Here is a 23,761-nt window from a genome sequence, read left to right on the forward strand (position 1 = left end):
AGTTTGAGTTATGAGAAACTTACTCTTAGTTTTTTCATTGCTGACAACGGCTTCCTGCTCAACGGCGTTGCAGATGCAAAGCCGAAACCTTAATCCTACGCCTTCGGACTCTCCACTTGTAAATTCCCAGAGGACTTCAGATCCTTCAAATCAAGGTTTGATAGATGCGTTAGTTGGGGCGCCGGAACTTGTAACTTATGGCGAAGATGGAGCTCACGACGCAACGGTTTTAGCCCTGTATCAGGACAATGATGGCGAAGTTATCCCGCCGAAAAAGGAGGTTCGGGATATTGTTGCTTTGAAGGATAAAGCAGTTCCGCTTTTAATTGAATGTTTAGACGACACGCGCCCGACTTCAGCAATATTTATCGGCGGTTACGTTACGGGGAAACCATACCCTAAAGTTCCTGTAGGTCACGTATGTCTTGATATTTTGATCCATATTGCGAAAAACCTAGATGATAATGAAAAAGATTGTCCAAGAGGCGAAAGTGAATTAGGGGCTTGTATTAAAGACGGTTTTTACTTTCGCCCAGATGATTACAATAACATAGGTGGAAAAAGGGCGATTGTAAGAATTGTCAAAGCTAATTGGTTAAATGCGTATCGAAATGGAAAAGTAAAATATAACTACATTGTGACGTGGAAATAACGCCTATCGCGCTATTCATAAGGACGTGTGACCGAAAAAACAATTCTGGGGGGTCAACCGCTAGGTTCCCGACGTAGTGTATACCGCTTTCCCACACCCTATACTATTAACTGGAGACTTCCACGCTTCTATCTCCCGTCGTAACGCTCCCGATTTGGTAGCAATTCGCTATTCGTTCCGTGACCGCCGTCAGATCAGATTCGGAACAAACCACGATCATCCCGATCCCCATATTAAAAGTCCGGAACATCTCTTTTTCATCAACATTGCCGAGTTGCTGCATCATGCCGAATATTGGGAGTTCGGGCCAGGAGCCTCGGTTTATTTCTACGGAGACACACGCAGGGAGGATGCGGGGGATGTTTTCGAGAAAGCCGCCGCCGGTGATGTGGACGAGGCCTTTTATAATGCCTGAATCTAACAAAGGGCCGATCTGTGGGAGGAAGCTGGCGTGAGTTTCGAGCAAAGCTTCGCCCACCGTCTTTCCCAGTTCGTCGATGTAGGAATCGGGTGTGTAGCCGCCGACCTCGAAAAAGAGTTTGCGGGCGAGGGAATAACCGTTGGTTTGAAGACCGGTCGATGGAATGCCGAGGACGACATCGCCCGGTGTGATCGATTTGCCGTCGATGACCTTTGGTTTATCGACGACGCCGACGATGAAACCGGCTAAATCGTATTCGCCATCGGCATACATTGAAGGCATTTCTGCGGTTTCGCCGCCGAGCAGGACGCAGCCGTTTTCGCGGCAGGCCCGGGCCATGCCTTCGACTACTGAGGCTGTGACTTCGGGTTCGAGTTTGCCGGTGGCAAAATAATCGAGAAAGAAGAGCGGCCGCGCACCTTGGACGAGGATGTCGTTGACGCAGTGATTTACGAGATCCGCTCCGACGGTGTTGTGAATGCCGGTGTCGAACGCCAGTTTCAGCTTCGTCCCTACGCCGTCCGCTGACGCAACCAATATCGGCTCCGCCATATTCGGAAACGCCCCGGCAAACATCCCGCCAAAACTGCCGATCTCGGTCAGCGTGCGTTCATTGAACGTCGAGCGTGCATATTCGCGGATCTTCGCCACGGCAAGATTTGCATTGTCGATCGAAACGCCGGCGTCGGCGTAGGAAATTGATTGGGTCATATTATTTTCAATAAACGGTCACACCGGCGTTACTTTCCACACGATGCCTTTGACGCTTGCGCAGGTTGGGCCGCCGTCGCGGCCGACGCCTTCGAATTCGGTTTCGAGAACGGTTTCGGCTTTTGAGATCACTTGTTGAATTTGCTTGCTGGTGATGTCCATTAACGAAACCTTTGCCCGGCGACCCCAGATCGAGTGCTGGTCGGCGTAGGTGCCGGAATTGACGTAGATAAATCTGGCGTTTTTCGGTCCCTGGGAATATTCACCCAGAAAATTCGGCCTACTTTCGGTCGTATCGACGGTAATGTCGAATTCGTACACAAACCGTTCGTCCGATCTCGAGACCGGCGGGAGAAACTCGAATTTTCCCCGCTGGATCATCATTGCAACGCCGGGCAACGGCCTTTTGACGACGATCCTGATCGGTACCTGATGCTTCATTTTGGTAAAAATGAAATTATATCGCTTTCACCCGCTAAACTCATTGACCAAACACTCGTTTGCCGTTTAGCATTTTTATAGGAAACAAATATGAGCTTCACATTAACGGATCTAGGCAGCGAGAACTTTGAATTCACCGCAAGCGTATGGAATTGGAAAGCCGCTCTCGAGGTTATCCGGAGCCTCGATATAGTCGGCGAGGGGCAGCTGCGTCAGATGAACTATAACGCGACCGGCGTGAAGATCTCGGTCGAGGAGGCACACGAGATCGGCACGAGGATCCAGAACGAATGGCTCCCAAAACTTGCGCCGAATAAACGTGTCTTCGGCGATCTGAGTATTACCGACGCACCCGACGATATGACGCTTCACCGCGACGGCGACGAGCAATGGAAAAACTACAGTGCCAGCCATGACTGGATGCAGGAATTTGCGGAGTTTTGTTTGCGGTCGAAAGGGTTTCAGATATTTTAATGCCACTTATACTTATACCAATTGGGGTTGGCCTCATACTTATTCTTTTTCTTGTGATGAGCACTTTTAGAAGGAAGGGAAAGTTTGGAATCAATTTTGAAAAAGTAACCTGCTTTAGCTGCGGAACAGTCGCACCCGCGGTTCGGCGGCCTAGGAACTTACGACAGGCACTGTGGGGAGGATGGACTTGCGATTGCGGCATCGAACTCGATAAATGGGGTAGTAAGGTGTGAGCGATATACTTGTCACTCCTTCATTCGATCGTGCTTTCCGCTATTTCAATGGATTTCCTAAACGACATCATCAATTCCCTCGCTCCGATCTTCAAAAATATCTGGGTTCAGATCACGCTCTTGATCATTTTTGCAACCGGTCACGGTTATGCAGGTGCGTGGCTGGCGGTGAGAATGCTATTTCGGCCGCGGCTTCCAGTTAGGCTTTTTGGCTTCACCGTATTTCCCCAGGGCATGATCCCGCGCCACCGCGACCGCCTAGCGAATGCCATCGGCAAAGCGGTGGGCGACGAGCTTGTTTCAAAAGACACGATCATCGAACAGCTCACTGGGAATGATTTTCTCCGCCGTAAGATACAGAATGTTGTCGATTCCTATACCAACGAGATCTTGTCGGAAGATTATCCGTCGCTGATCGAGGCTTTGCCTAAGAATGTGCGCGAACCGATTTTGGATGCGATATCGGCTTTGCAGTTAAAGCTGGCTGAGCATATCCGATCGGTGCTGAAGAGCGAGGAATCGCTTGAGACGATCCGCGGGTTTGTGACGCGGCGGGTCGATGATGTGCTCGGCAAACGTGTCTCGGAGGTGGTCGATGACGAGGCATTTGCCAAGATCACGGGCTTTCTCGACGAACGCATTCGGACCGCAGTGAAATCGACGGCTCTCGAGACTAATGTTCGCGAATTTCTAAGCCGCCGCATCGACGATCTGCTTAACGCCGAAACGCCGCTTGGCAAGATGTTCACGGACGACGCGATAGAGCTATTAAAAGAGAAGGCGAACGAGCAGATCGAGCCCGCTATGCGTCAGATCGCCGAAATTGCCGCAACCGAGAAAACCCGAAATCAGATCAGTTCGCTGATCAAGCACGAGGTTCACGACTATTACGAAAACCTGTCTTTCTTTAAAAAGATCTTCGTTTCACGCGAAACGCTTCTGGGCGAGGTCGATGATCTCGTCAACGAAAGCCTGCCAAAACGTATCGAAGAAGCATTGAATGGCACGTTTTTTGTCGAGGAAGCTCGTACATTTATCGCCACAAGCATCGATAACGCTCTCGCGAAACCGCTTCCGATCGTGATCGGGGCCGTCGCTCCGGAGCAGCTTGTGCGGTTCAAGGAACAAGTGACGAAAGTCGCACTCGGACAGCTGCAGAGTGAAGAGACCATCTTAGGAATCTCGAAATACCTAAGCGAAACACTCAACAAACTCCGCCCGCACAGCATCGACGCGATTCTGCAGATCATTCATCCTGAGTCGGAAGAAAAACTGAAACGCATGCTCGCCGCAGGCCTCGTCGACATCATTTCCCGCGAGGAAACGTCGAATATCATAAACGACATTCTCGCCGGCCAGATCGATAAGCTGCTTTCAAAACCGATCGGCAAACTCGGTGATCATATTCCGGAAGCAAAGCTGCGGGAGGCAAGCACGTCGTTGACGGATGCGATCATCTCGGCAGTTCACACCAAATTGCCGGATGCCGTTGCCGAATTTGACGTCGCCGGAATGGTCCGCGAAAAGATCCGCAATTATCCGCCCGAGAAACTCGAATCGCTTGTCATGTCCGTCGCAAAAGAGCATCTGCGTACGATCGAGCTGTTTGGAGCCTTGTTTGGATTTTTTATCGGTGTGCTTCAGGCGGTACAGTTTTATTTTTACGCAAAATAAGTATTCTAAAGAACTTAATAGCTGGTTTTGCCGTTAGAGTGAGCTAGATGACCGTAAACAAGCACAACGACGCGATCGAGCAGATCGCAAAAAAAGAATTCGGGGCCGCACCGAAGAGTGTTACGCGAATAACGACAGGGATTTGCAACGAGGTCTATTCCGTTGCGATCGGCGAACGCGAGTACATCTTTCGTCTCAACGCCGAGCCGCGTTTCATGCTCGGTTCGCACAAGCACATACCGTTGTTCAGATCGAAGGGGATCAAGGTTCCTGAGATACTTGCCGAGGATTATTCCAAAACGTGGCTGCCCGTTGCTTTTCAAATACAGAACAAGCTGCTGGGAACCGATATCAACGATGTCATCGAGACGCTGAATGACGACGAGCTGCGATCCATCGGGGCGGAGGTTGCAAACATATTCCGCCAATTGAGCACGGTGCCGAACAATGGAAAATTCGGCGTTCTCTTTGGCGATGACAAAGATCTGGTTGACTCCTGGTCAGCTGAGGTCGCTCGTGTTACCAAAGTTGTGACGGATTGGGGAAAGCAGACCGGCGTCCTCGACGAAAAACTCGAAAAGGTTCTCGCCTACGTCAATTCTCAATATAAAAGATATTTCGACCGCATTCGGCCATATACATATTTTGGTGATATCGCTGGAAAGAATGTAATGGTTCACGAAGGTAAATTCTCGGGTCTCGTCGATCTCGACAGCCTTGCTCAGGGCGATCCGCTCGAGGCGATAGGGCGAATAAAGGCAAGTTGGTACGGCACGCATCACGGTACGATTTACAGCAATGCGGTTATGGATGCTCTCGGCTTGCCGGAGCCGCAGCGAGAGATCGTGACGATGTACGCACTGCTCAACCGGGCATTTTGGACTCTCGAAAACGGTGTCCGATTTAACAATGACTTGAACCGGACAGTAGATCGCGAACGCGAAGCTCGCGATAAACACGCGGTCGATGGCCTGCTCGCCGAACTGCAAGGCCAAGCACCTGCACCGAAGGCCCCGAGAAAGCGCGTTGAGAAGGTAAAAGAAGACGTAAGGGCACCAATTATCGATCCAGGATCGCCGACGGAACAACTCCCGGTTATTACAGTTTCAGAACCTTCGCCGGCCGCTGAAGAAGCAGAACCGATCAAACCCGTGCGCAAGAAACGCACAGCGGCAGCCGAGCCCGTACCTTTGCCGATGATCCCGATGCCGGCGGGTGCACCAGAAATTGAACCGCCAGCGTACGCCCCTGAACCGACGCTTGATCAACTGCTGGTTGAAATGCCGCGTGAAAATGCCGCTCCCGTGGCCGAGGCAACACAGATCATAGGCAGGCCGATGCTCGAGGCGAGTGGGCTTTCAAAAACCTACGTTAGCGACGGTGTCGGTTTTAATGCCCTAAATAACGTGGACCTTAAGATCGCAAGGGGCGACTGCATCGCGATCGTCGGTAAATCCGGCAGCGGCAAATCGACCTTGATGCATTTGCTCGCGTGTCTCGATGGCCCGACCGAGGGCTATGTTTACGTCGATGGCGACGATACATCGACGATGTCGGAACCTGAAAAGAACCGGCTGCGGAATGAAAAATTCGGATTCGTTTTTCAACAGTTTTTCCTCAACGGGCGTGAGACGGTCTTTGAGAACGTTGTTCTGCCGCTGCGGATCCGCGGGGTGTCGGAATTTGAGATGATCACCGAAGCCGACCTTGCTCTCGCCGCCGTTGGCTTGGCCGACAAAACTGATAATAAGGCGAAAGATCTCTCCGGCGGTGAGAAACAGCGAGTCTGCATCGCGCGCGCGCTTGTCGGAAAGCCGAGTGTCATCTTTGCTGACGAGCCGACCGGAAATCTTGATTCAAACACCGGCGAGGCGGTCGAAAGAATGCTGTTTGACCTTAATCGCGAGCAAGGCATTACGCTCGTGATCGTGACTCATGATCCGGATCTGGCAAAGAAATGCGGACGCATAATCGAGATGAAAGATGGAAAGATCATAGCTGAATACAAAGGGGAGGCGGCACGATGAAATTCTGGGACCTGATCAAGATCGCTAACCGCAACCTTTTTCGCAACAAGCTCCGCACGCTGCTCACGGTGGCGGCGATATTTGTTGGTTCGTTCACGCTCACGATGACAAACGGCATCGGCGACGGGCTTCGCAGCTATGTCGAGAGTCAGGTCAAGAATATCGAGGGCGACGGGGTCGTTTTCGTCCGCCGCAAGATGGAGAAAAAAGACGACACGCCTCGAGATGCTCCGCGGGAATATAAAGAGGAGACTCAAACGCCTTCAAATCCTGACGAGATCGACCCGACCGCTCAACTCGCCACGCTCGAACAGATGCAGAATCTGGTCGCCGGCTGGCCTGAGGTCAAAACCGTAACTCCGCGCTATGGCATAGACGCCGAATACATAACGCTCGACGGCGTCAAGAAATACAACATAGACCTCGGGATGATATCGCAGGGCCTGAAGCAAAAGACCGAGGCAGGAAAGACCATTAGCGGCGAGAGCCAGCTCGTACTTCCGCTCGGCCTCGCTAAAGGCCTGAGTAATGACAACATCGAATCGCTGATCGGCAAATATGCGACGATCGCCTACAAAGATCACAATAAGACGCTGAAAACAACAAATCTCCAGATCGTAGGCGTGGCGACAAAGGGTTTTATGACCCTGATGACGTCCTTTGTCGATACCAGAACCGCCGCTATGATCCATGCCGATCAGCGTGCTCCGGGCGATGCCGGTAAGTTCTTTGATTTTACATTCCAGCTTGCGTCGAGCGACACGGCTACGGTCGAGGCGCTGAAAAAGAAGCTCGATGAAAAGAACTTCACCGCCGAGACCATCGCTGATCGTGACAAGCGGACCTACGATGCTATCGGTATCTTCAAGATAGGAATGAGCCTCGTCGCCTTCATTGCCCTGCTTGCCGCTTCATTCGGCATCATCAATACGCTCGTTATCGCCGTTCTCGAACGCACAAAAGAGATCGGCCTGCAAAAAGCTCTCGGCATGGGCCGCGGCAAGATATTCGCGATCTTTTCGCTCGAATCGGTTTTGATCGGATTCTGGGGAGCAATGCTCGGAACGGTGGTCGGGATCATCGTCGGGATGATCGCAAATCAGGTGCTTATCAAAGTGTATTCCGCCTCGTTCGAGGGTTACACGCTCTTTGTTTTCACGATTCCCTCGATACTGATGGTGCTGTTTCTCGTCTGCACGATCGCCTTCATCGCCGGCGTGCTGCCAGCTATACGGGCGAGCCGTCTGAATCCGATCGAGTCGCTTAGATACGAATAAGAATTTTTGGCCGCAGATAAACGCAGATGACGCAGATCAGGAACATTTCTATCCACGTCATCTACGCCTATCTACGGCTAAAAAAGCAATGGCTTTCACTCAATATTTTGTTCGAGTGGAAGTTTGGGTTAACGTATTCATAAATCTGAGGCCCAAATATGAAACGACTCATCACGATCTTTGCTCTGTTTTTGTTTACCAGTGTCCCTCTTTATGCTCAGGCAGCTCCTGACGCCGCTGAACTCACAAGACTGCTTAACGAATTTCTCGCTGGTGCAGGACGAAATGATGCCGCGGTTCATGACAGGTTTTGGGCTGAGGACCTGATCTACACACGGTCAGCCGGTACGCGTACGAACAAGGCTGACCTGATGAAAGGTGTTCGCTCGGCCCCGCCGCTCAAGCCCGGAGATCCTGTTACTGTTTACACGGCAGAGGATATTAAGATCCAGCAGTACGGCAATGCTGCGGTCGTTGCATTCAAGCTGGTCGGCAATACGACCAAAGCCGACGGCACAAAGTCCGTTTCTAATCATCTCAACACCGGCACGTTCATCAAACGCTCAGGCAAATGGCAAGTCGTTGCGTGGCAGGCGACGACAGTTCCCAATCCGGACGCCGAAGCGAAAGCCGAAGCTGAACGAAAGGCCGGGCCAGCCACGCCGCCAAACGCACCCAAACCGGCCGCAGTAGTTTCTACCGGATCTGCATCAGCAAAAACCGTCGACGGCCGAACCTATCTGAAAGGCTCACGCGGAGGTTGTTATTACCTGAATTCCAGCGGGAATAAAGTTTACGTTGATAAGGGTTTGTGTAACTGACTTGCGGCCATCAGTTTTTTTGGTCCGATCCTCGTGATCCAGCTCTATAGCAGCTTTGTGTCATCTACAGGTTCGCTGGGGAGTATCTCTTAATCCTCGCTCAAAACGATTATCATATCGTCATCGTTAAAGCTCACCCGTTTCGATTTGTTCGGATTAAGGTTAACGCCGTATAGGTTCTCTGCGTCATGGCACTGACTTGTGATCCGATAGCCGATGGCAGATTCGTTGAGTTCGGCGGCGGCGGCGGTCACTGTGTAGAAATCCATTTCGGTCCCTGTTTTTACGTAACGCGAAACTGGTTTCAGATATATCTCCGAACCTTCGGCCTGAAATAGGATGTCATAAACTTTTTTCAGCTCGCGGTTTTCGCTAAGCTGGCTGAGCATCAGGCTGATCAGATTGTCGCTGACTACGAAATCATCAGCCTTTGCCACGACACCCAATTCCCGGTTTCGCATGTCGAGCATTTCGGTGACGATACTGTAATCAACGCCCAGACTCTCAGAAATACCTCGCAGATGCAGCAGCGAGATCAACGTTTTTGCATCACTTTCCTGAATGTCTATATCACGGTTACTTAGCACGATGATGTGGTCAAAGCTCTGCGTATTGATGTCGAGCAGCGTCTTCTTTTCGGCCGTGTCGCCCTCGCAGAATGCGATCTTTTGATTCACGAGATCGGCTTCGACCCTGGAAACTTCGGATTCGACCGTCGGGTCACTTGCGACGACCAGCACGTGCGAGCCTTCCTTTACATAATTATCAAGCTCCGCGATGATGCGTCCGCCTTTGTCGTTCCAGCCGAGTACAAGTGTGTTTTCTTCCCGCAAGCCGTTTTCCTCGCTATGGTTGAATAGCGAAGTATCGAGTTTTACCTCGGTCCGGCCATTCGCCACCACCGTATCATCGTCCTCAGAAATGGCGATCACGCTGTCACCCGCCTTGTACACTCGGTCCATCGGCGGGTTGATCAAAACATCGTTTTCGTCAGTAAACACGCCAATGATCGCTGAATCTTCATAGGCAAAAAGCGAATCGCGGTAGGTTTTCCCGACCAGCGAGGACGGAACCGACTCAAAATATATCTCGTCGCCCTCGAACTGAAGCAGATCGCTATACACAACGCTTAGACCCGATTGGCGGCACGTCTGCGCAATGATGCGCGCGATGAGATCTTCTGAGAGAACATAGACGGTCTCGCCGTTTCCGACGAGCTCAGCGGCCTCCATATTTCGCTCGTCCTTTATCTCGGCGACTATGTGGTAAGGCTCGGATTTTCGGTGACGGCCATTTGTTATGCCGAGAACCGTTTTGATCACATGGGTGTCGGGATTTTCGACTTCGGGAGCAAGAACGATGATCGATCGAGCCTCGTTGATGTTAACCATCTCGGCCGCCGAAGACTCGAGCGTAGATCCGCTGCGAACGACTATCTTTGTATTGCCGAAGTCGGGGATTCGGCTCTTTATCTCTTCTTCAGCCTCGACCTTGTCCATTTCGGACAAAATAACAATACATGGCTTCTTCTGGTTCGAATTCGCCTCGATCAACTCCGTAATGATCGTAAAGATCTTTGGCGACCAGCCAAGTATAAGCGTGTGGTTACCGTTGAGAACTCGCGAGCGGCCGCGTTTCAATTCCTCGATCTTTTGGTCAATGCCCGAAGCGATCGAACCGATCAGTATCGAGATAACGAAAATGCCGATAAGCGTCGCGATAAACCTCACGATACGAAAATCCCAACCTTCGTCGCCGCCCATCGTTCCTGGATCGAGCGTCGCCATGAGGCTTTTCCAGGTGCCTTCGACGAAACCGAGCGGTTCCGCGTCGGGCTCGGTTGAGCCTGTAATGCCGAGGATCACAATTATCGCACCCAGCACTACGACCGAAACGATCGAAACGATCGCCAGCCACCGGATAACTGCGATCGGCCCACCCGACATTGTGTTCTCGAAGTGATACCGGAATTTCTCGCGAAGAGTATATTTAGCCATTATTTTTATCGGAAATTTTGCCGTTGATTATAGACCGAATTTGACTCGAAAATACAGGGTAACCAACGCGTTTACAAGCAGATGCGGTTTTAGATCATTTAGAGTACGGCTGGCTTATCGATTTCTTGCGAACTTTTACACGCACAGCATCGTTTGTCTTGTCAGCTCACAAGCATCATCTGGAGGCATTTATATGAAAAGAATCGGAATTTTTGTTTTTATCGCCGCTCTTATAATCGGCATCACGGTTGGAAGTGTTTTCTCATTTGGTAAATCGTCGCGACCGTTCTTTAACTTCTCGTTCAATTTTAAGGGCGTGAAAGGTTCGGGAAATACGGCGACGGATGCCCGAAACGCTACGGGTTTCAAAGGCGTGGATGTAGGCGGTGTGTTTCAGGTCGAGATCAATGCTCAGAAGGAATTCAGCGTCGAGGTCGAGGCTGACGACAATCTCCTGCAATATATCAAGACCGACGTTCGTAATGGCGTACTTTATATCGAAACCTCGAAAAAGATCTCACCAACCGGCCCGATCCGTGTGCGTGTTAACGCTCCCGAGATCGAAAATCTTGATGTTTCCGGTGTCGCAAATGTGACGGCCAATGACATCAAAACAAGTGAATTTGGAATAGATTCGTCAGGTGCCTCGAAGGTGAAAGTTTCTGGCGAAGCTGGTAAGTTAACAGTTGACGTCAGCGGAGCTACGAAGATAGATGCGGAGAGCCTGCAGGTCGGCGACGCCAATGTCGACGCCAGCGGTGCAAGTAACGTAATGTTAAGAGTCTCGGGTGAGTTGAGAGCTGAAGCCTCGGGTGCGAGTAAGGTGATCTATACCGGAACGCCGTTCGGCGTGATCAAATCGACGAGCGGCGGCAGTCGTGTTTCTCCTAGGTAATTTAAGTCTCGACAGCGTTCGTCTTAATTCCGACGAGACGTCCCTCGCTGTCTAATCCAACGGCGTATATCCTGATCCGGATATCACCGATCCTAAAAACCTTTCTGTTGCTCAGATTTTCCTCGATCAGCTTTTGCAGGTCGAGGAATTTTTTGGCCCTCGTCTTCTCTTGTTCTCCGTGCCAATCCTTGACCGCTGTCAGCCTTTCAAAAAACTTTGTAAAATCTGCTTCCTCGATCGTCTCGTCGGTCTTTCCAGCGATCTGTTGTACAATATCGCCACCGACAAACGAATCTGTCTTTGACGCAAAAGCCTCTACAGGAGCGTCTATTTCGCTTATATAAAAGAGGCCTTTGCAAGCGTCTTCTAGTCGAGAAAAGAAGGCCGGTAGATTTTCTTCTGTATCACGATTTTTTTTTTTATTTTTTTCGTCGTTTTTGGACATTTTTTGATCAAAAGACCGGTCGATTTCTTAGTCTAACACATTCGAAATTTGAGCCGAATTGTTGTCATAAAAGGAAGTTAAATTCGTGTTAAACGTCCGAAAAAAAGCTGTGGATTTCGGTTTGCTTCGACCTATTATTCGTGTTAGTCTGTTACCCGTTTCCAATATAAGGAAACGCCGTAAATGATTGAAAATAAAGGCTTTAATGCAATACCTTAGGGTTTATGCGCTTATTCCTTTTTATTGTGGATTTCCTGTGAATAACTTACGGCGGATCTAGCTTCAACGGGAACGGAAACTACCAAAACAAAACGACTTTTAGTCACACGGTGTGTGAGGAAAAAAACACCGAATCGGCCCGTGAGCCGACACTGAGATATTGCATAAGAGGATGACGCGCGTTAAGCGCCTCCTGAACGATGATCTTGAAAGAAACTGCCCCAAAAATTACTCTCTGGAACGAGGTTTTGAGCACCCTTAAAACTCGTCTAAACTCCGACATCTATAACACTTGGTTTCGTCCTATCACGATCGAAGGACTCGACGAAAAAGGTCTTGTCATAAACCTGCGTGCCGGCCAGATGGCGAAAGACTGGGTATGCATGTACTACACGGACCTGCTTAAGCAGGTGCTCGAGGAAGTGAACATGCCCGGGTTTACCATCGAGTGGACGATTGATCCCGATCAACCGGTTCCGACGCCTTTCGAGGAGGAAGCGGATTTCTTTTTCTCGCCAAAGAACTCAGGCGTAAAGATAACCCATGAGGCAGCCCGTGTTTCAAACCTAATAGAGATAGATCCGGCGGATGATGGCCTGAATCCTAGATACACGTTTGAAAAGTTCGTCGTCGGTTCCTGTAACCAGTTTGCCCACGCCGCGGCCAAGGCTACGGCCGAATCACCGGGCACGACCTACAACCCGCTCTTTATATACGGCGGCGTCGGCCTCGGGAAAACCCACCTGATGCACGCGATCGGAAACACGATAAAGGCCCGCAGCCCGCATATGCGTGTGGCGTATATAACGTCAGAGCGTTTTATGAACGAGCTGATCAATGCTATCCGCTTTAACAAGACACCGGCGTTTCGCGATAAGTACCGTTCGATCGACGTGCTTTTGATGGACGACGTACAGTTCATGGCGGGCAAGGAACGTACTCAGGAAGAGTTTTTCCATACATTTAACACGCTTCATAACGGCCAGAAACAGATCGTCGTGTCATCAGATTGCCCGCCGCAGGAGATACCGACGCTTGAGGAGAGGCTGCATTCTCGTTTCCAATGGGGATTGATCGCTGATCTTGAGCCTCCCGATCTCGAAACAAAGGTCGCCATTCTCAAACGTAAAGCTGATATAGACGGCATTCGGCTAGATGATGACATCGCCATCTACGTCGCCGGCAAGGTCAAGAGCAACGTCCGCGAGCTCGAGGGCTCGCTCGTCCGCCTGGTAGCCATCTCGTCGATGAAAGGAGTACCGATCACCAAGCAGCTCGCTCAGGAATCGATGAAGAACATCCTCGACGCTGAGCGTCCGGCAGGCCTGACGATGGATCACATCGCCCGTACCGTTGCCTCGCATTACGGCATGACGGTCGAAGAACTGAAGTCAAAGAGCAACACGCGGGCTATAGCGGTACCGCGGCAGATGGCGATGTATCTTTGTAAACGTCTGACCCGGCACAGCTTCCCCGAGATCGGCAGAGAGTTCGGCGGGAAGCATCACACGACCGTGATGCACTCGGTCAGCAAGATGGAATCGCTCGATAAGGACGACCGGAATTTCCACAGGGAGATAAAAGACCTTATCGATAATCTTTGCAGTTAATTAAAGGTTTTTTAACGTTAAATCCGTGTAAACCTTTTCCACATGATGCAAAGCGTTATGTTCGGCGTAAGTCGTTTATTTACAGATATTTGAACATCAGTTTTCCACTTATCCGCAATTGCCGCAAAAAAGCGGTTGTGGACATCGGTGGAAAAGCGGGAGACATCAAAGCTATTCACAGACAGTGATAGTTTTCCACAGGTTTTCCACATGCACTTGTGGACGGAAAAGAGGTTGTTTTATAAGGGCTTAGCCCGCTTTTACACATTTACACAGGGCCTATTTCTTACTACTAAGATCTAACTCTTATTGGAATCTTAAATAGGTTTAGGAAAAGACAGTCAGTACCACCTGCGGTAGCGGGTGGGGAATTACATCAGTCAGGAGTTATTTAAAGTTATGGAATTCAAGATCAAACAGAGCGTATTGAAAGAAGAGTTGGGATATATCCAGGGCGTCGTCGAGCGTAAGACGACGATCCCTGTCTTGTCGAACATCCTGATCGAGTCACTAGGCGAGGGTGAGATCCGCATCGTCGGGACCGACCTCGACTGCACGATCCGCTGCGATGCCGAGGCTGAGATCATCAAATCCGGTGCGATCTGCATCCAGGCCCGCAAGCTGTTTGATATCGTCCGGGCTCTGGACAGCGGCGATGTTCATTTCAAAAAAGAGGACAACGAATGGGTCACAATGAAATCGAGCCGAGCGAGCTATCGCCTGGCGGGTGTGAGCCGCGACCAGTTCCCTGAGATACCGCAGTTCAAATCGACGCCGCTTCGTCTGCCAGCCGAGACGTTTGCGTATTTTATCCGTAACACGGCCTTTGCGATCACTAACGAGCAGTCACGCTTTACGCTCTCGGGTGCGAAATTTGTTATCGGCGACGGCTCGGCCAAGATGGTCACGACCGACGGCCATCGCCTCGCCTATGTCGAACGTGCGATCGACGACAAAGAAGCTGTGATGGACACGCTCATCCCGAAAAAGGCTCTGCTCGAGCTGATCAAGCTTTCCCGCGGCGTCGGCGAGGTCTCGTTCGGTGAGGACCCGAACCACATCTACTTCGAAACCGAAGGCCGTCTGCTGATCACCCGCAAACTCTCGGGCCAGTTCCCAAATTACGAAATGGTCATGCCCAAGGACAACGACAAATCCGTCGTCTTCGACCTCGAAGAAATGAGAAACGCCGTCCGCCGCATGTCCCTCATCGCCGACGACCGCAACCGTTCCATCCGCCTGAATGTAAGAGAAGGCGAAATCGAAGTAACCGCCCAATCGGCCGAAGAAGGCGAAGGCACCGAGGTCGTCCAGGCCGACTACCACGGCGAAGCCGTCCAGCTAGGCTTCAACTGGCAGTACCTCCTGGAATTCCTAACCAACGCCGCAACCGGTGATGTATTCCTCGCCGGCAGCGAATCAGCCGCCTCAGACTCTTCTGACGGTGCGGCTGCGACTGCCGCTGCCCCTGCTAAAGAGGGCAGATCCCCGCTGCGGATCACCTTCGACTTCAAAGACTCCAACGCCCAAACCCAAATGTCCATCGCCGGCGAGACGACTTACGACTACAAATATATTGTTATGCCGTTGAGGATATGAGAGATTTGAAAACTCCCCTCCTTACAAAGGAGGGGAGTTTTTATTCAGGCGATCTGCTTTTCCAGCCAAAACTCGCTCGAATCCGTTCAACAACGCAAACCGGTTCTTCAAAAACCATCTCGTTCTCAAACCTGATAACCTTTATCCCAAAATACCTTAAGAATCGCTTTCGCTCGTTGTCGTGGATCTCTTGCAGCACGCCGTAATGGCCTTCGCCGTCGAGATCGACGGCTAGTCTTTCGGACGGGCAGTAGAAATCGAGAATATACTTCCCAACCGAGTGTTGCCGCCGAAACTTTAGTCCGTCGAGATTTGAACTCTTCACAATATTCCAAAACGCCGCTTCCGAGGGTATCAGGCGTTTTCTCAGTTCAGTGCGAAACGTCTGGAACTCCTGTAAATTGTTGACGTTTATCTTCTCCACCCATTTATGATCTCGCCGCTCTGATGATATCTGCGAATACACCGGCTGCGGTAACATCCGCTCCAGCTCCTGCACCTTTGATGACGAGCGGCTGTTCGGAATATCGTTTGGTGTAAAAGAGCACAGCGTTGTCCTTGCCCGAGAGGTTCGCAAAGTTGTGGTTAGGGCCGATCGATTGCAGACCGACCGAGGCACGGCCATCGACAAATGATGCGATGTATTTAAGCGTCAGGCCCTGCACAGCCGCTTTCTCGAGCAGGCCGCGGAAATGATCGTCGTGCTTCTCAAGCTCCTTGTAAAAATCATCGACGCTACCCGCGAGGCATGAATCGGGCAGGAAGCCGGAATTCGTGATGTCGTCCATCTCCATCTTATAACCAGATTCGCGGGCGAGGATCAGTATTTTGCGGGCGACGTCCGTACCGCTCAGGTCAAGCCGCGGGTCAGGCTCGGTGTAGCCTTCGTCCTGAGCCTGGCATACTACCTCGGCAAATTTTCGCGAGCCGTCGTAATTGTTAAAGACAAAATTGAGCGTTCCCGACAGAACGGCTTCAATACGGTTCACCTTGTCTCCGCTGCGAACAAGATCGCCGAGCGTGTGTATGATCGGCAACCCGGCGCCGACGTTGGTCTCGAAGAAAAAGTTGGTGCCGTATTCGCGGGCGAGTTCCTTCAAATGAGAGTAATTTTCATAATCGGATGAAGCCGCGATCTTGTTACAGGCGATGACCGAGATGCTCTTTGCCAACAGCTTTTCGTACGTTCCGACAACTACCGGGCTCGCCGTCACATCGACGAAGATCGAATTTCTAAGGTTTTCTTCGATGATCGCGTCCGTAAATGCCGCAACGTCCATATCGCCGGATGCGGGCAGGGTTTCCTTATAATTTTCCAGATCAACACCCTCGGTTCCGAGCAGGGCACGTTTGCTGTTCGCAACGCCGACAACGCGCAGATTCAGCCGCAGGTCACTCGAAAGGTGATCATGCTGAGAGCGAAGCTGATCTATCAACCGGCTGCCGACCGTACCGACGCCGGCGATGTAGACGTTGACCTGCTTGTTGCCGTCTGAGAAAAAGGCTTCGTGCAGCGTATTTACGGCCTTTCGCACATCCTTAGAGGCGATGATCGCGGATATGTTTCGCTCGCTTGAGCCCTGGGCGATCGCGTGGATGTTGATGCCGTTATTGCCGAGCGTCGTGAACATCTTGCCGCTGACGCCGGTGTGTTCCTTCATTTTGTCGCCGACGAGGGCGAGGATCGAGAAACCGTTTTCAACCTTGAGCGGATCAATGCGGCCGAGGTTGATCTCGTATTCAAATTCGCGATCGACGACGCGTTTCGCACGGTTGGCAAACTTATCCTCGATCGCGACACAGATCGAGTGCTCGGACGAACTTTGCGTAATGAGAATTACATTTATCTCGGCCCGGGACAGCGCGTCGAACAGGCGTTTCGAAAAGCCGGGAATGCCGACCATGCCGCTGCCCTCGAGGCTGACGACCGTGATCTTATCGATGCTGGTGATGCCGCGGATGATATCAGATTCGGCTTGCGATTCTGCCTCGATCAGCGTGCCGACGTCCTTCGGAGCAAAGGTGTTTTTGACAAGAACCGGAATTCCCTTCGCCATAACCGGTTGGATCGTCGGCGGATAGATTACCTTTGCACCAAAATGCGACAACTCCATCGCCTCGCGATAAGTGATACGCGGGATTTGCCGGACATTACGGACAAATCGAGGATCCGCCGTCATCATTCCAGAAACGTCGGTCCATATCTCCAGAATTTCGGCATCGACGGCCGCGGCAATTATCGCCGCCGTATAATCCGAGCCTCCGCGACCGAGCGTAGTGGTAAATCCGCCGGGGTCGGAAGCGATGAAACCCGGAAAAATATGCAATTGGGTATTCTCGTTAGCAACTGCGTCTTGCAATAACTTATTGGTCTCGGTAAAATCCACCGCAGCGTTCCCGTGGTTAGAATTTGTTTTAATGAGCTGACGGCTGTCCATCCACGTATTCTTTACGCCCAAAGCAGACAACTTGGCAGAAACAATTCGAGTCGAGACGATCTCGCCGAAGCTCAAGATACGATCCAGAGTCTTAGGTGAAAGCTCTCGTACCAGGCGGACTCCTTCACACAGATCGCTTAGCTCACGGATCGTCGAAGCAAGAAAATCTGAGATAGCACCGTGTTCTTCGTCGCCGAAAAGCTCGGTGACGGCGGCTTTGTGTTTTTCGCGAATATTGCTGAGCATCTCGATGTAGCCATCATCACCACGTTCCGCCGACCGTCCGGCCTCGATCAGTGCGTCCGTGGTTCCCTGCATTGCCGACAGTACGACGGCACAAGGACCTGATTCAAGAGACTCTCGAACGATCTCAATAACTTTTTCCATTGTCGCGGCACTGCCCACCGACGAGCCGCCAAACTTTAATACCTTCATAAAACATTGGACCGCAGACATCTTGTCCGCGAGTCAGATCTTACTAACCAAAATCTCTTTTAATCGACCGTAGTCGTTACCCATTTCGATACTCACTTTCTCTTTTGAAAGCAGTTCCTTCACGCTCGGCGGAACATTACCTTGCGTGCCGAGTATCTCAGTTACAGAATCGAACTTAACCGGATGAGCCGTCTCAAGCACTATTCCATTCATTCCGTCGTAAGCATTTAAATAGTCATCGAGAGCACGAAAACCAACTGCGCCGTGCGGATCTAAAATGTAATTACTTTGTGCGTATATCTCACGCATCGTCGAAGCAGTGGTCTCGTCAGAGATGCTGACGGATACGAGTTTTTCTTTGAGGTCGACGAATTTATTGTCGAAGATCTCCAGAATTCGTACGAAATTGCTGGGGCTTCCGACGTCCATCGCATTTGAAAGCGTGGCGATGGACTCGCGTGGTTCGTAATCTTCTGTATCCAGAAATCGCGTGACAACATCATTTGCATTACATGCCGCGATAAATTTCGCGACCGGCAAGCCTGAGATGTGTGCGAGAATGCCCGACGCGAGGTTACCGAAATTACCGCTTGGAACCGAGATCACCGGCGGTTTGCCCTGCCATTGTTTCAGGGCGTAGAAATAGTAGAATTGCTGTGGCAGCCAGCGGGCGACGTTTATGGAGTTAGCGGATGTGAGGGTAACTTTTGACTGCAGATCGCTGTCTGCGAGAGCCTGTTTCGCAAGAGCCTGGCAATCGTCAAAATTACCATGTAATTCCAATGTAGTTACATTACCGCCGAGCGTGGTTAACTGCAGTTCCTGCACCTTGCTGACCTTTCCTTTCGGATATAGAATCACAACCTCGATGTCTTCGACGCCGTGAAAGCCCGCCGCGACCGCTCCGCCCGTGTCGCCCGAGGTTGCGACGATGACGATCGTTTTTTCCTTTTTACCCCGCGAAAAATAGCCGAGGCAGCGGCTCATGAATCTCGCTCCGACGTCTTTAAATGCAAGCGTCGGCCCGTGAAAGAGTTCGAGTGTCGAGATGCGGTCCGTTATAGGAACAAGCGGGAAATCAAAATTTACCGTCTCCTCGCAGATCTTGAAAAGCTCTTCGTCAGGTATCTCGCCGCCGATGTATGGACGGATCACGTCAAATGCGATTTGAGCGTCTGAGTTGGAGCGAAACCCATTGAGAAATTCAGCCGAAAGTTTCGGAATCTCAGACGGAAAGTAGAGCCCTTTGTCGTCGGGTTGGCCGTTAAGAACAGCCTTGCCGAATGAGACATGAGGCGAGGTGCGGTTTGTGCTAAAGTAGTGCATCTATCGAATCGTTTTCACGCCGCTGACAGCAATAAAACCAAAACAGTTATATTCCTGCGGCAAATATAATCAAACTTAATGATACCCGAAACGGTCGTTTTCTAAAATATGGTTGAAATTAGTGTGCTAGCTCCTGCGACCGTGGCAAACGTTGTATGCGGATTCGATTGCCTCGGTTTTGCTCTGTCCGAGCCTTGCGATGAGATGACGTTGCGAAAGATAGACGAACCCGGGGTTCGGATCATCAACTTAGACAATTACGGCTTACCTACCGAACCTCAGAAGAATGTCGCCGGCGTTGCCCTGCTCGCCTTACTCGCGGCGGCCAATGTCGATTTTGGCTTCGAAGTAGAAATAAAGAAAAATATCATGCCCGGCAGCGGTATTGGATCAAGTGCGGCGAGTGCGTGCGGTGCCGTTGTCGCGGCAAACCGTTTACTCGATGACCGCTTCACAAAGCTCGAACTTGTCGACCTCGCCATGGCCGGCGAAGCTCTCGCCTCGGGCTCCCGTCACGCCGATAATCTAGCACCGTGCATCTACGGCGGATTTACGCTCGTTCGCTCTACCGATCCGCTCGATATCGTCGAAATAGATTTCCCGCCTCTGTTCGCGACAGTTATTCATCCGCAGATCGAGATAAAAACCAGCGAAGCCCGTGCTATCCTTCCCAAGGAAGTTCCCCTAAAAAGTGCCATCCGCAATTGGAGTAACCTAGGTTCACTCGTCGCCGCCCTAGCCAAGGGCGACTACGCCCTTATCGCCCGCTCGCTCGAAGACACGATCGTCGAACCGGTCCGAAAATCACTGATCCCTAAATTTGACCAGATAAAAGCGGCAAGCCTGGACGCCGGAGCATTGGGCGGTGGCATTTCAGGCTCAGGGCCGTCGATATTTATGCTGAGCGCAACCCGCGCGTTAGCGAATGAAGTTAGCTACCGTATGAACGGCATCTATGATGAAACGGATATCGATTTCAATACGCATGTTTGCGAGATATGTCCTGATGGCGTAAGAATTCTCTAGCAAATAGACGTAACTATTTTCATTCGCATCAAAACTGTTAAGATTAAAATAAGGAAACGATGCTGACGAGAGAATTAGAAGAAACATTAAGCTACGCGGTCGATGAAGCGGTCAGGCATAAGAATGAGTATGTGACGCTTGAGCATCTGCTATTCGCATTGCTTGAGGACGTATCCGCACGAGATATATTATTCAATTGCGGGGCCGATCTCGAGGAGCTTGGCAGAGCTTTGCAGCAGTATTTCGAGGAGCAGCTCGAAAAAATACCGCCAACGGCGAAACACATGCCCGAGCTTACTCCGACGTTTCAGTCGACCATTTCCTACGCAGTTTTACAGGCCGAGGGTAGTGGTCAGGGTGCGGTGGACGGCGGGAATATTTTGGCCTCAATGTATCAGGCGGAGCAATCCTATGCCGTCTATCTTCTGCTCCAGCAGGGTGTCACGCGGCTCGATATTTTGAATTATATTTCCCACGGCATCTCAAAGATCGACCACGGCGATATGCTGCCTGACGGTATCGATGACGAAGACGATTTCGATGGTGTTGGTTTACCGCAGCGAAAGAATCCGCTCGAAAGCTTTACCGTCGAGTTGGTCGCAAAGGCCGCCGCGGGCCAGATCGACCCGATCGTAGGCCGTGCGGCAGAGATCGAACGCACCATTCAGGTCCTATGCAGACGAAAGAAGAATAATCCGCTCTATGTAGGTGAACCAGGCGTCGGCAAAACCGCCTTAGCCGAGGGCCTTGCTCTCAAGATTAGCGAAGGCGATGTTCCCGAGGTTTTGCAGGGAGCCAAGGTCTTCGCTCTCGATATGGGAGCCGTTATCGCCGGAACGCGTTATCGCGGTGATTTTGAACAGCGGTTCAAAGCGATAATCAACGAGATCAAACAGGAAGAGAATGCGATACTTTTCATCGACGAGATCCACACGATCGTCGGAGCAGGGGCCGTCTCGGGCGGTTCGATGGATGCTTCAAATATCTTGAAGCCCGCACTCGCGGCCGGCGACCTTCGCTGTATCGGTTCGACGACGCATGCGGAATACAAAGCGGCATTCGACCGCGACCGAGCTCTCGCTCGCCGTTTTCAGCGGATCGATATCAACGAGCCGACGGTCGATGAAACATTCCAGATCCTGAAAGGCCTAAAGAAGTTTTATGAGGCTCACCACGGCGTAAAATATTCTAACGAATCGCTCAAAACCGCCGCCGAGCTTGCCGGCAAATACATCGGCGACCGGTTTTTGCCGGACAAGGCAATTGACGTTATCGACGAGGTCGGTGCGTCGGTTAAGCTGCTGCCGGCCAGTAAGCGGCCCAAGAAGGTTTCAGTTCAGATGGTCGAGAACACCATTGCCCGAATGGCGAAGATTCCACCTAAAACCGTTGTTGCGGACGAAAAGGTGCGGCTCAAAACGCTGCGCGAAGATATTAAGAAGACGATATTCGGCCAGGACGAGGCGATCGACAAGATCGTCGATGCGATCCAGATCTCGCGTGCCGGGCTCGGGGCGCAGACAAAACCGGTCGGTTCATTCCTGTTTTCAGGACCGACCGGTGTCGGTAAAACGGAAGTTTCGAAGCAACTCGCGGAAACGCTTGGGGTCGAATTCCTTCGCTACGACATGAGCGAATACGCCGAACCGCACACGGTCTCGCGGCTCATCGGCGCGCCGCCGGGCTACGTCGGGTTCGATCAGGGCGGATTGCTGACCGAGGCGATCATGCGGACGCCGCATGCGGTTCTTGTTCTCGACGAGATCGAAAAGGCTCACCCGAATCTATTCAATCTGCTGCTGCAGGTGATGGACAGTGCGACATTGACGGATAACAACGGTAAGAAAGCAGATTTTCGCAACGTGATCCTCATCATGACGACGAATGCGGGTGCCCGCGAACTGTCCTCGGGTGGGATGGGTTTCCGCAACGGCTCCGAGACCAAAGGCAACGCCAAAGGAGCCATTGAGCGGACCTTCACACCCGAATTCCGTAACCGCCTCGATGCATGGGTGCCGTTCAAGGCCCTTGACCTCGACGTGATCAAGCTGATCGTCGATAAGTTCATCAAAGAACTAAACGGCCAGCTCGCCGAAAAACGCGTCCTCGTCAAACTTACAGAGGAAGCCAGAGAATGGCTTGCCAAAAACGGCTTCGACGCTCGCTATGGCGCCCGCCCGATGTCGCGTCTCATCCACGACCGTGTCAAACAACCGCTTGCAAGTGAGATCCTGTTTGGCAAGCTGACCTACGGCGGTAGCGTTCTGGTCGACGTGGCACACGATACGCTGGTGCTGAATTTTTAGGCTCTTCGGAAAAGTGAGATGGCAAAGAATTCAGGTATCTATCATCATTCCGGCACTGATCTGCGGAACGAAGCTACCGCTGAGCAATATGAGCGACAAAACCACCGCGTACCTGCCAATGGTTGAGGCATTCAAGCGACTCGAAAAACAGCTCGCATGTAGATAACGATCGGCGGAACCTTCACTTCCCGTAAAAATAAAGAAAGACTGCCCTTTCAGACAGTCTCCTCTCAGACCTAGACTCGGAGAATCTTAATGAGTTCGGTCGTACTGGATACCGGCGTTTACCGAGTTGATGGCATTGTTTGTCATTGCCATCGCCTGTTCGCGAAAGCCGCCTTTGTCTGCCGAGGCCTTGCGTAGATTTGCGAGAGCATTCTTAAGAGATTCCCGTGCCTTTTCCATGTTCGGCTGGTCCGGTAAAACCGGTATAACTTCTAGGTCAGTGCTATTTCGCTTGCCTGGCCCTGGCGTTATGTGCGTGCGGTCGTAGTCGATGCCTTTGTTTACAGCGTTGATCGCTCCGGCAGTGAAATCCATCGCCCGCTGACGATGTCCTCCCTTGTCTGCCGTCGCGTTCTTCAGATGATTCTGAGCTGCCTTCAAATCGTTTAAGGCCGCTTGCATAAACGGCTGATCGAACGGTGTTGCAGTGATCGTGGCTACGAAGACCGTGATGATCGCCAGGATCGTCATTTTTCTATACAATTTCATTGGTTTCCTCCTCAAAACTT

20 protein-coding genes are annotated in these 23,761 nt (G+C 51.4%); 12 read left to right on the top strand and 8 right to left on the bottom strand.

The genetic code is table 11. The features are described from left to right. Positions 1-10 precede the first annotated feature (10 nt). Positions 11-652, top strand: a complete 642-nt coding sequence (locus IPG22_08560) for a hypothetical protein (GenBank protein MBK6588332.1) — start codon at positions 11-13, stop codon at positions 650-652. 106 nt (positions 653-758) lie between these two features. On the opposite strand, the gene IPG22_08565 is transcribed toward IPG22_08560, so the two are convergent. Both IPG22_08565 and IPG22_08570 read right to left on the bottom strand, forming a co-directional pair. Beyond that, positions 759-1,784, bottom strand: a complete 1,026-nt coding sequence (locus IPG22_08565; GenBank protein MBK6588333.1) for a phosphoribosylformylglycinamidine cyclo-ligase — start codon at positions 1,782-1,784, stop codon at positions 759-761. Between the two features lie 18 nt (positions 1,785-1,802). Beyond that, on the bottom strand, positions 1,803-2,225 hold the full coding sequence (locus IPG22_08570) for a hypothetical protein (protein MBK6588334.1): 423 nt from the start codon (positions 2,223-2,225) through the stop codon (positions 1,803-1,805). A 90-nt stretch (positions 2,226-2,315) separates the two neighbouring features. Between IPG22_08570 and IPG22_08575 the strand changes: the two genes are divergently transcribed. The 5 genes from IPG22_08575 (at position 2,316) to IPG22_08595 (ending at position 8,731) form a co-directional block, all read left to right on the top strand. Then, a complete protein-coding gene (locus tag IPG22_08575) occupies positions 2,316-2,699 on the top strand; it encodes a hypothetical protein (protein ID MBK6588335.1) in 384 nt (127 codons plus the stop codon). A gap of 281 nt (positions 2,700-2,980) precedes the next feature. Beyond that, on the top strand, positions 2,981-4,606 hold the full coding sequence (locus IPG22_08580) for a DUF445 family protein (protein MBK6588336.1): 1,626 nt from the start codon (positions 2,981-2,983) through the stop codon (positions 4,604-4,606). 47 nt (positions 4,607-4,653) lie between these two features. Next, positions 4,654-6,633 (top strand): ATP-binding cassette domain-containing protein, encoded by a 1,980-nt coding sequence (locus tag IPG22_08585; GenBank protein MBK6588337.1) that lies wholly within the window; start codon positions 4,654-4,656, stop codon positions 6,631-6,633. Further along, a complete protein-coding gene (locus tag IPG22_08590; protein ID MBK6588338.1) occupies positions 6,630-7,910 on the top strand; it encodes an ABC transporter permease in 1,281 nt (426 codons plus the stop codon). The genes IPG22_08585 and IPG22_08590 overlap by 4 nt, the downstream gene beginning before the upstream one ends. Positions 7,911-8,068: 158 nt before the next feature. Beyond that, positions 8,069-8,731 carry a nuclear transport factor 2 family protein gene (locus IPG22_08595; protein ID MBK6588339.1) on the top strand — a complete coding sequence of 221 codons (663 nt, stop codon included), beginning with the start codon at positions 8,069-8,071 and terminating at the stop codon, positions 8,729-8,731. An 89-nt stretch (positions 8,732-8,820) separates the two neighbouring features. Here IPG22_08595 and IPG22_08600 read toward each other — a convergent pair whose 3' ends face one another. Beyond that, complete coding sequence (locus tag IPG22_08600; protein MBK6588340.1) at positions 8,821-10,728, bottom strand: NAD-binding protein; 1,908 nt, start codon at positions 10,726-10,728, stop codon at positions 8,821-8,823. A 193-nt stretch (positions 10,729-10,921) separates the two neighbouring features. On the opposite strand from IPG22_08600, the gene IPG22_08605 reads away from it, so the two are divergent. Next, positions 10,922-11,623: a DUF2807 domain-containing protein gene (locus tag IPG22_08605; protein ID MBK6588341.1), complete on the top strand. Its 702-nt coding sequence runs from the start codon at positions 10,922-10,924 to the stop codon at positions 11,621-11,623. Between the two features lies 1 nt (position 11,624). Here the strand turns inward: IPG22_08605 and IPG22_08610 are convergent, their stop codons facing one another. Continuing rightward, positions 11,625-12,068, bottom strand: coding sequence for a nuclease A inhibitor family protein (locus IPG22_08610; protein ID MBK6588342.1), 444 nt, complete (start codon positions 12,066-12,068; stop codon positions 11,625-11,627). 419 nt (positions 12,069-12,487) lie between these two features. Between IPG22_08610 and dnaA the strand changes: the two genes are divergently transcribed. Further along, on the top strand, positions 12,488-13,897 hold the full coding sequence (dnaA, locus tag IPG22_08615) for a chromosomal replication initiator protein DnaA (protein ID MBK6588343.1): 1,410 nt from the start codon (positions 12,488-12,490) through the stop codon (positions 13,895-13,897). A gap of 399 nt (positions 13,898-14,296) precedes the next feature. Continuing rightward, positions 14,297-15,496: a DNA polymerase III subunit beta gene (gene dnaN, locus IPG22_08620; protein ID MBK6588344.1), complete on the top strand. Its 1,200-nt coding sequence runs from the start codon at positions 14,297-14,299 to the stop codon at positions 15,494-15,496. 40 nt (positions 15,497-15,536) lie between these two features. Here dnaN and IPG22_08625 read toward each other — a convergent pair whose 3' ends face one another. Genes IPG22_08625 through thrC form a run of 3 tightly spaced genes read right to left on the bottom strand, consistent with a single transcriptional unit; the run spans position 15,537 to position 19,695 of the window. Then, complete coding sequence (locus tag IPG22_08625; GenBank protein MBK6588345.1) at positions 15,537-15,977, bottom strand: endonuclease domain-containing protein; 441 nt, start codon at positions 15,975-15,977, stop codon at positions 15,537-15,539. Further along, positions 15,925-18,369 carry a bifunctional aspartate kinase/homoserine dehydrogenase I gene (gene thrA / locus IPG22_08630; protein MBK6588346.1) on the bottom strand — a complete coding sequence of 815 codons (2,445 nt, stop codon included), beginning with the start codon at positions 18,367-18,369 and terminating at the stop codon, positions 15,925-15,927. Before thrA ends, IPG22_08625 begins: the two co-directional genes overlap by 53 nt. Before the next feature lie 33 nt (positions 18,370-18,402). Beyond that, entirely contained in the window at positions 18,403-19,695 is a 1,293-nt protein-coding gene (thrC, locus tag IPG22_08635) for a threonine synthase (GenBank protein ID MBK6588347.1), read from the bottom strand. A 108-nt stretch (positions 19,696-19,803) separates the two neighbouring features. Between thrC and IPG22_08640 the strand changes: the two genes are divergently transcribed. From IPG22_08640 to IPG22_08650, 3 genes are read left to right on the top strand one after another with little or no spacing between them, the layout of a single operon-like run. Then, positions 19,804-20,721, top strand: coding sequence for a homoserine kinase (locus tag IPG22_08640; GenBank protein ID MBK6588348.1), 918 nt, complete (start codon positions 19,804-19,806; stop codon positions 20,719-20,721). A gap of 59 nt (positions 20,722-20,780) precedes the next feature. Further along, positions 20,781-23,027, top strand: a complete 2,247-nt coding sequence (gene clpA, locus IPG22_08645; protein ID MBK6588349.1) for an ATP-dependent Clp protease ATP-binding subunit ClpA — start codon at positions 20,781-20,783, stop codon at positions 23,025-23,027. Positions 23,028-23,040: 13 nt separating this feature from the next. Beyond that, positions 23,041-23,193 (top strand): hypothetical protein, encoded by a 153-nt coding sequence (locus IPG22_08650; protein MBK6588350.1) that lies wholly within the window; start codon positions 23,041-23,043, stop codon positions 23,191-23,193. An 86-nt stretch (positions 23,194-23,279) separates the two neighbouring features. Here the strand turns inward: IPG22_08650 and IPG22_08655 are convergent, their stop codons facing one another. After that, complete coding sequence (locus IPG22_08655; GenBank protein MBK6588351.1) at positions 23,280-23,741, bottom strand: hypothetical protein; 462 nt, start codon at positions 23,739-23,741, stop codon at positions 23,280-23,282. Positions 23,742-23,761: the final 20 nt, after the last annotated feature.

The organism is Acidobacteriota bacterium (genome assembly GCA_016703965.1).
Classification (GTDB): domain Bacteria; phylum Acidobacteriota; class Blastocatellia; order Pyrinomonadales; family Pyrinomonadaceae; genus OLB17.

Coding starts and splice junctions, on each gene's coding strand:
- IPG22_08560 (MBK6588332.1), top strand. CDS start 11: ATGAGAAACTTACTCTTAGTTTTTTCATTGCTGACAACGGCTTCCTGC.
- IPG22_08565 (MBK6588333.1), bottom strand. CDS start 1,784: ATGACCCAATCAATTTCCTACGCCGACGCCGGCGTTTCGATCGACAAT.
- IPG22_08570 (MBK6588334.1), bottom strand. CDS start 2,225: ATGAAGCATCAGGTACCGATCAGGATCGTCGTCAAAAGGCCGTTGCCC.
- IPG22_08575 (MBK6588335.1), top strand. CDS start 2,316: ATGAGCTTCACATTAACGGATCTAGGCAGCGAGAACTTTGAATTCACC.
- IPG22_08580 (MBK6588336.1), top strand. CDS start 2,981: ATGGATTTCCTAAACGACATCATCAATTCCCTCGCTCCGATCTTCAAA.
- IPG22_08585 (MBK6588337.1), top strand. CDS start 4,654: ATGACCGTAAACAAGCACAACGACGCGATCGAGCAGATCGCAAAAAAA.
- IPG22_08590 (MBK6588338.1), top strand. CDS start 6,630: ATGAAATTCTGGGACCTGATCAAGATCGCTAACCGCAACCTTTTTCGC.
- IPG22_08595 (MBK6588339.1), top strand. CDS start 8,069: ATGAAACGACTCATCACGATCTTTGCTCTGTTTTTGTTTACCAGTGTC.
- IPG22_08600 (MBK6588340.1), bottom strand. CDS start 10,728: ATGGCTAAATATACTCTTCGCGAGAAATTCCGGTATCACTTCGAGAAC.
- IPG22_08605 (MBK6588341.1), top strand. CDS start 10,922: ATGAAAAGAATCGGAATTTTTGTTTTTATCGCCGCTCTTATAATCGGC.
- IPG22_08610 (MBK6588342.1), bottom strand. CDS start 12,068: ATGTCCAAAAACGACGAAAAAAATAAAAAAAAAAATCGTGATACAGAA.
- dnaA (MBK6588343.1), top strand. CDS start 12,488: ATGATCTTGAAAGAAACTGCCCCAAAAATTACTCTCTGGAACGAGGTT.
- dnaN (MBK6588344.1), top strand. CDS start 14,297: ATGGAATTCAAGATCAAACAGAGCGTATTGAAAGAAGAGTTGGGATAT.
- IPG22_08625 (MBK6588345.1), bottom strand. CDS start 15,977: ATGTTACCGCAGCCGGTGTATTCGCAGATATCATCAGAGCGGCGAGAT.
- thrA (MBK6588346.1), bottom strand. CDS start 18,369: ATGAAGGTATTAAAGTTTGGCGGCTCGTCGGTGGGCAGTGCCGCGACA.
- thrC (MBK6588347.1), bottom strand. CDS start 19,695: ATGCACTACTTTAGCACAAACCGCACCTCGCCTCATGTCTCATTCGGC.
- IPG22_08640 (MBK6588348.1), top strand. CDS start 19,804: ATGGTTGAAATTAGTGTGCTAGCTCCTGCGACCGTGGCAAACGTTGTA.
- clpA (MBK6588349.1), top strand. CDS start 20,781: ATGCTGACGAGAGAATTAGAAGAAACATTAAGCTACGCGGTCGATGAA.
- IPG22_08655 (MBK6588351.1), bottom strand. CDS start 23,741: ATGAAATTGTATAGAAAAATGACGATCCTGGCGATCATCACGGTCTTC.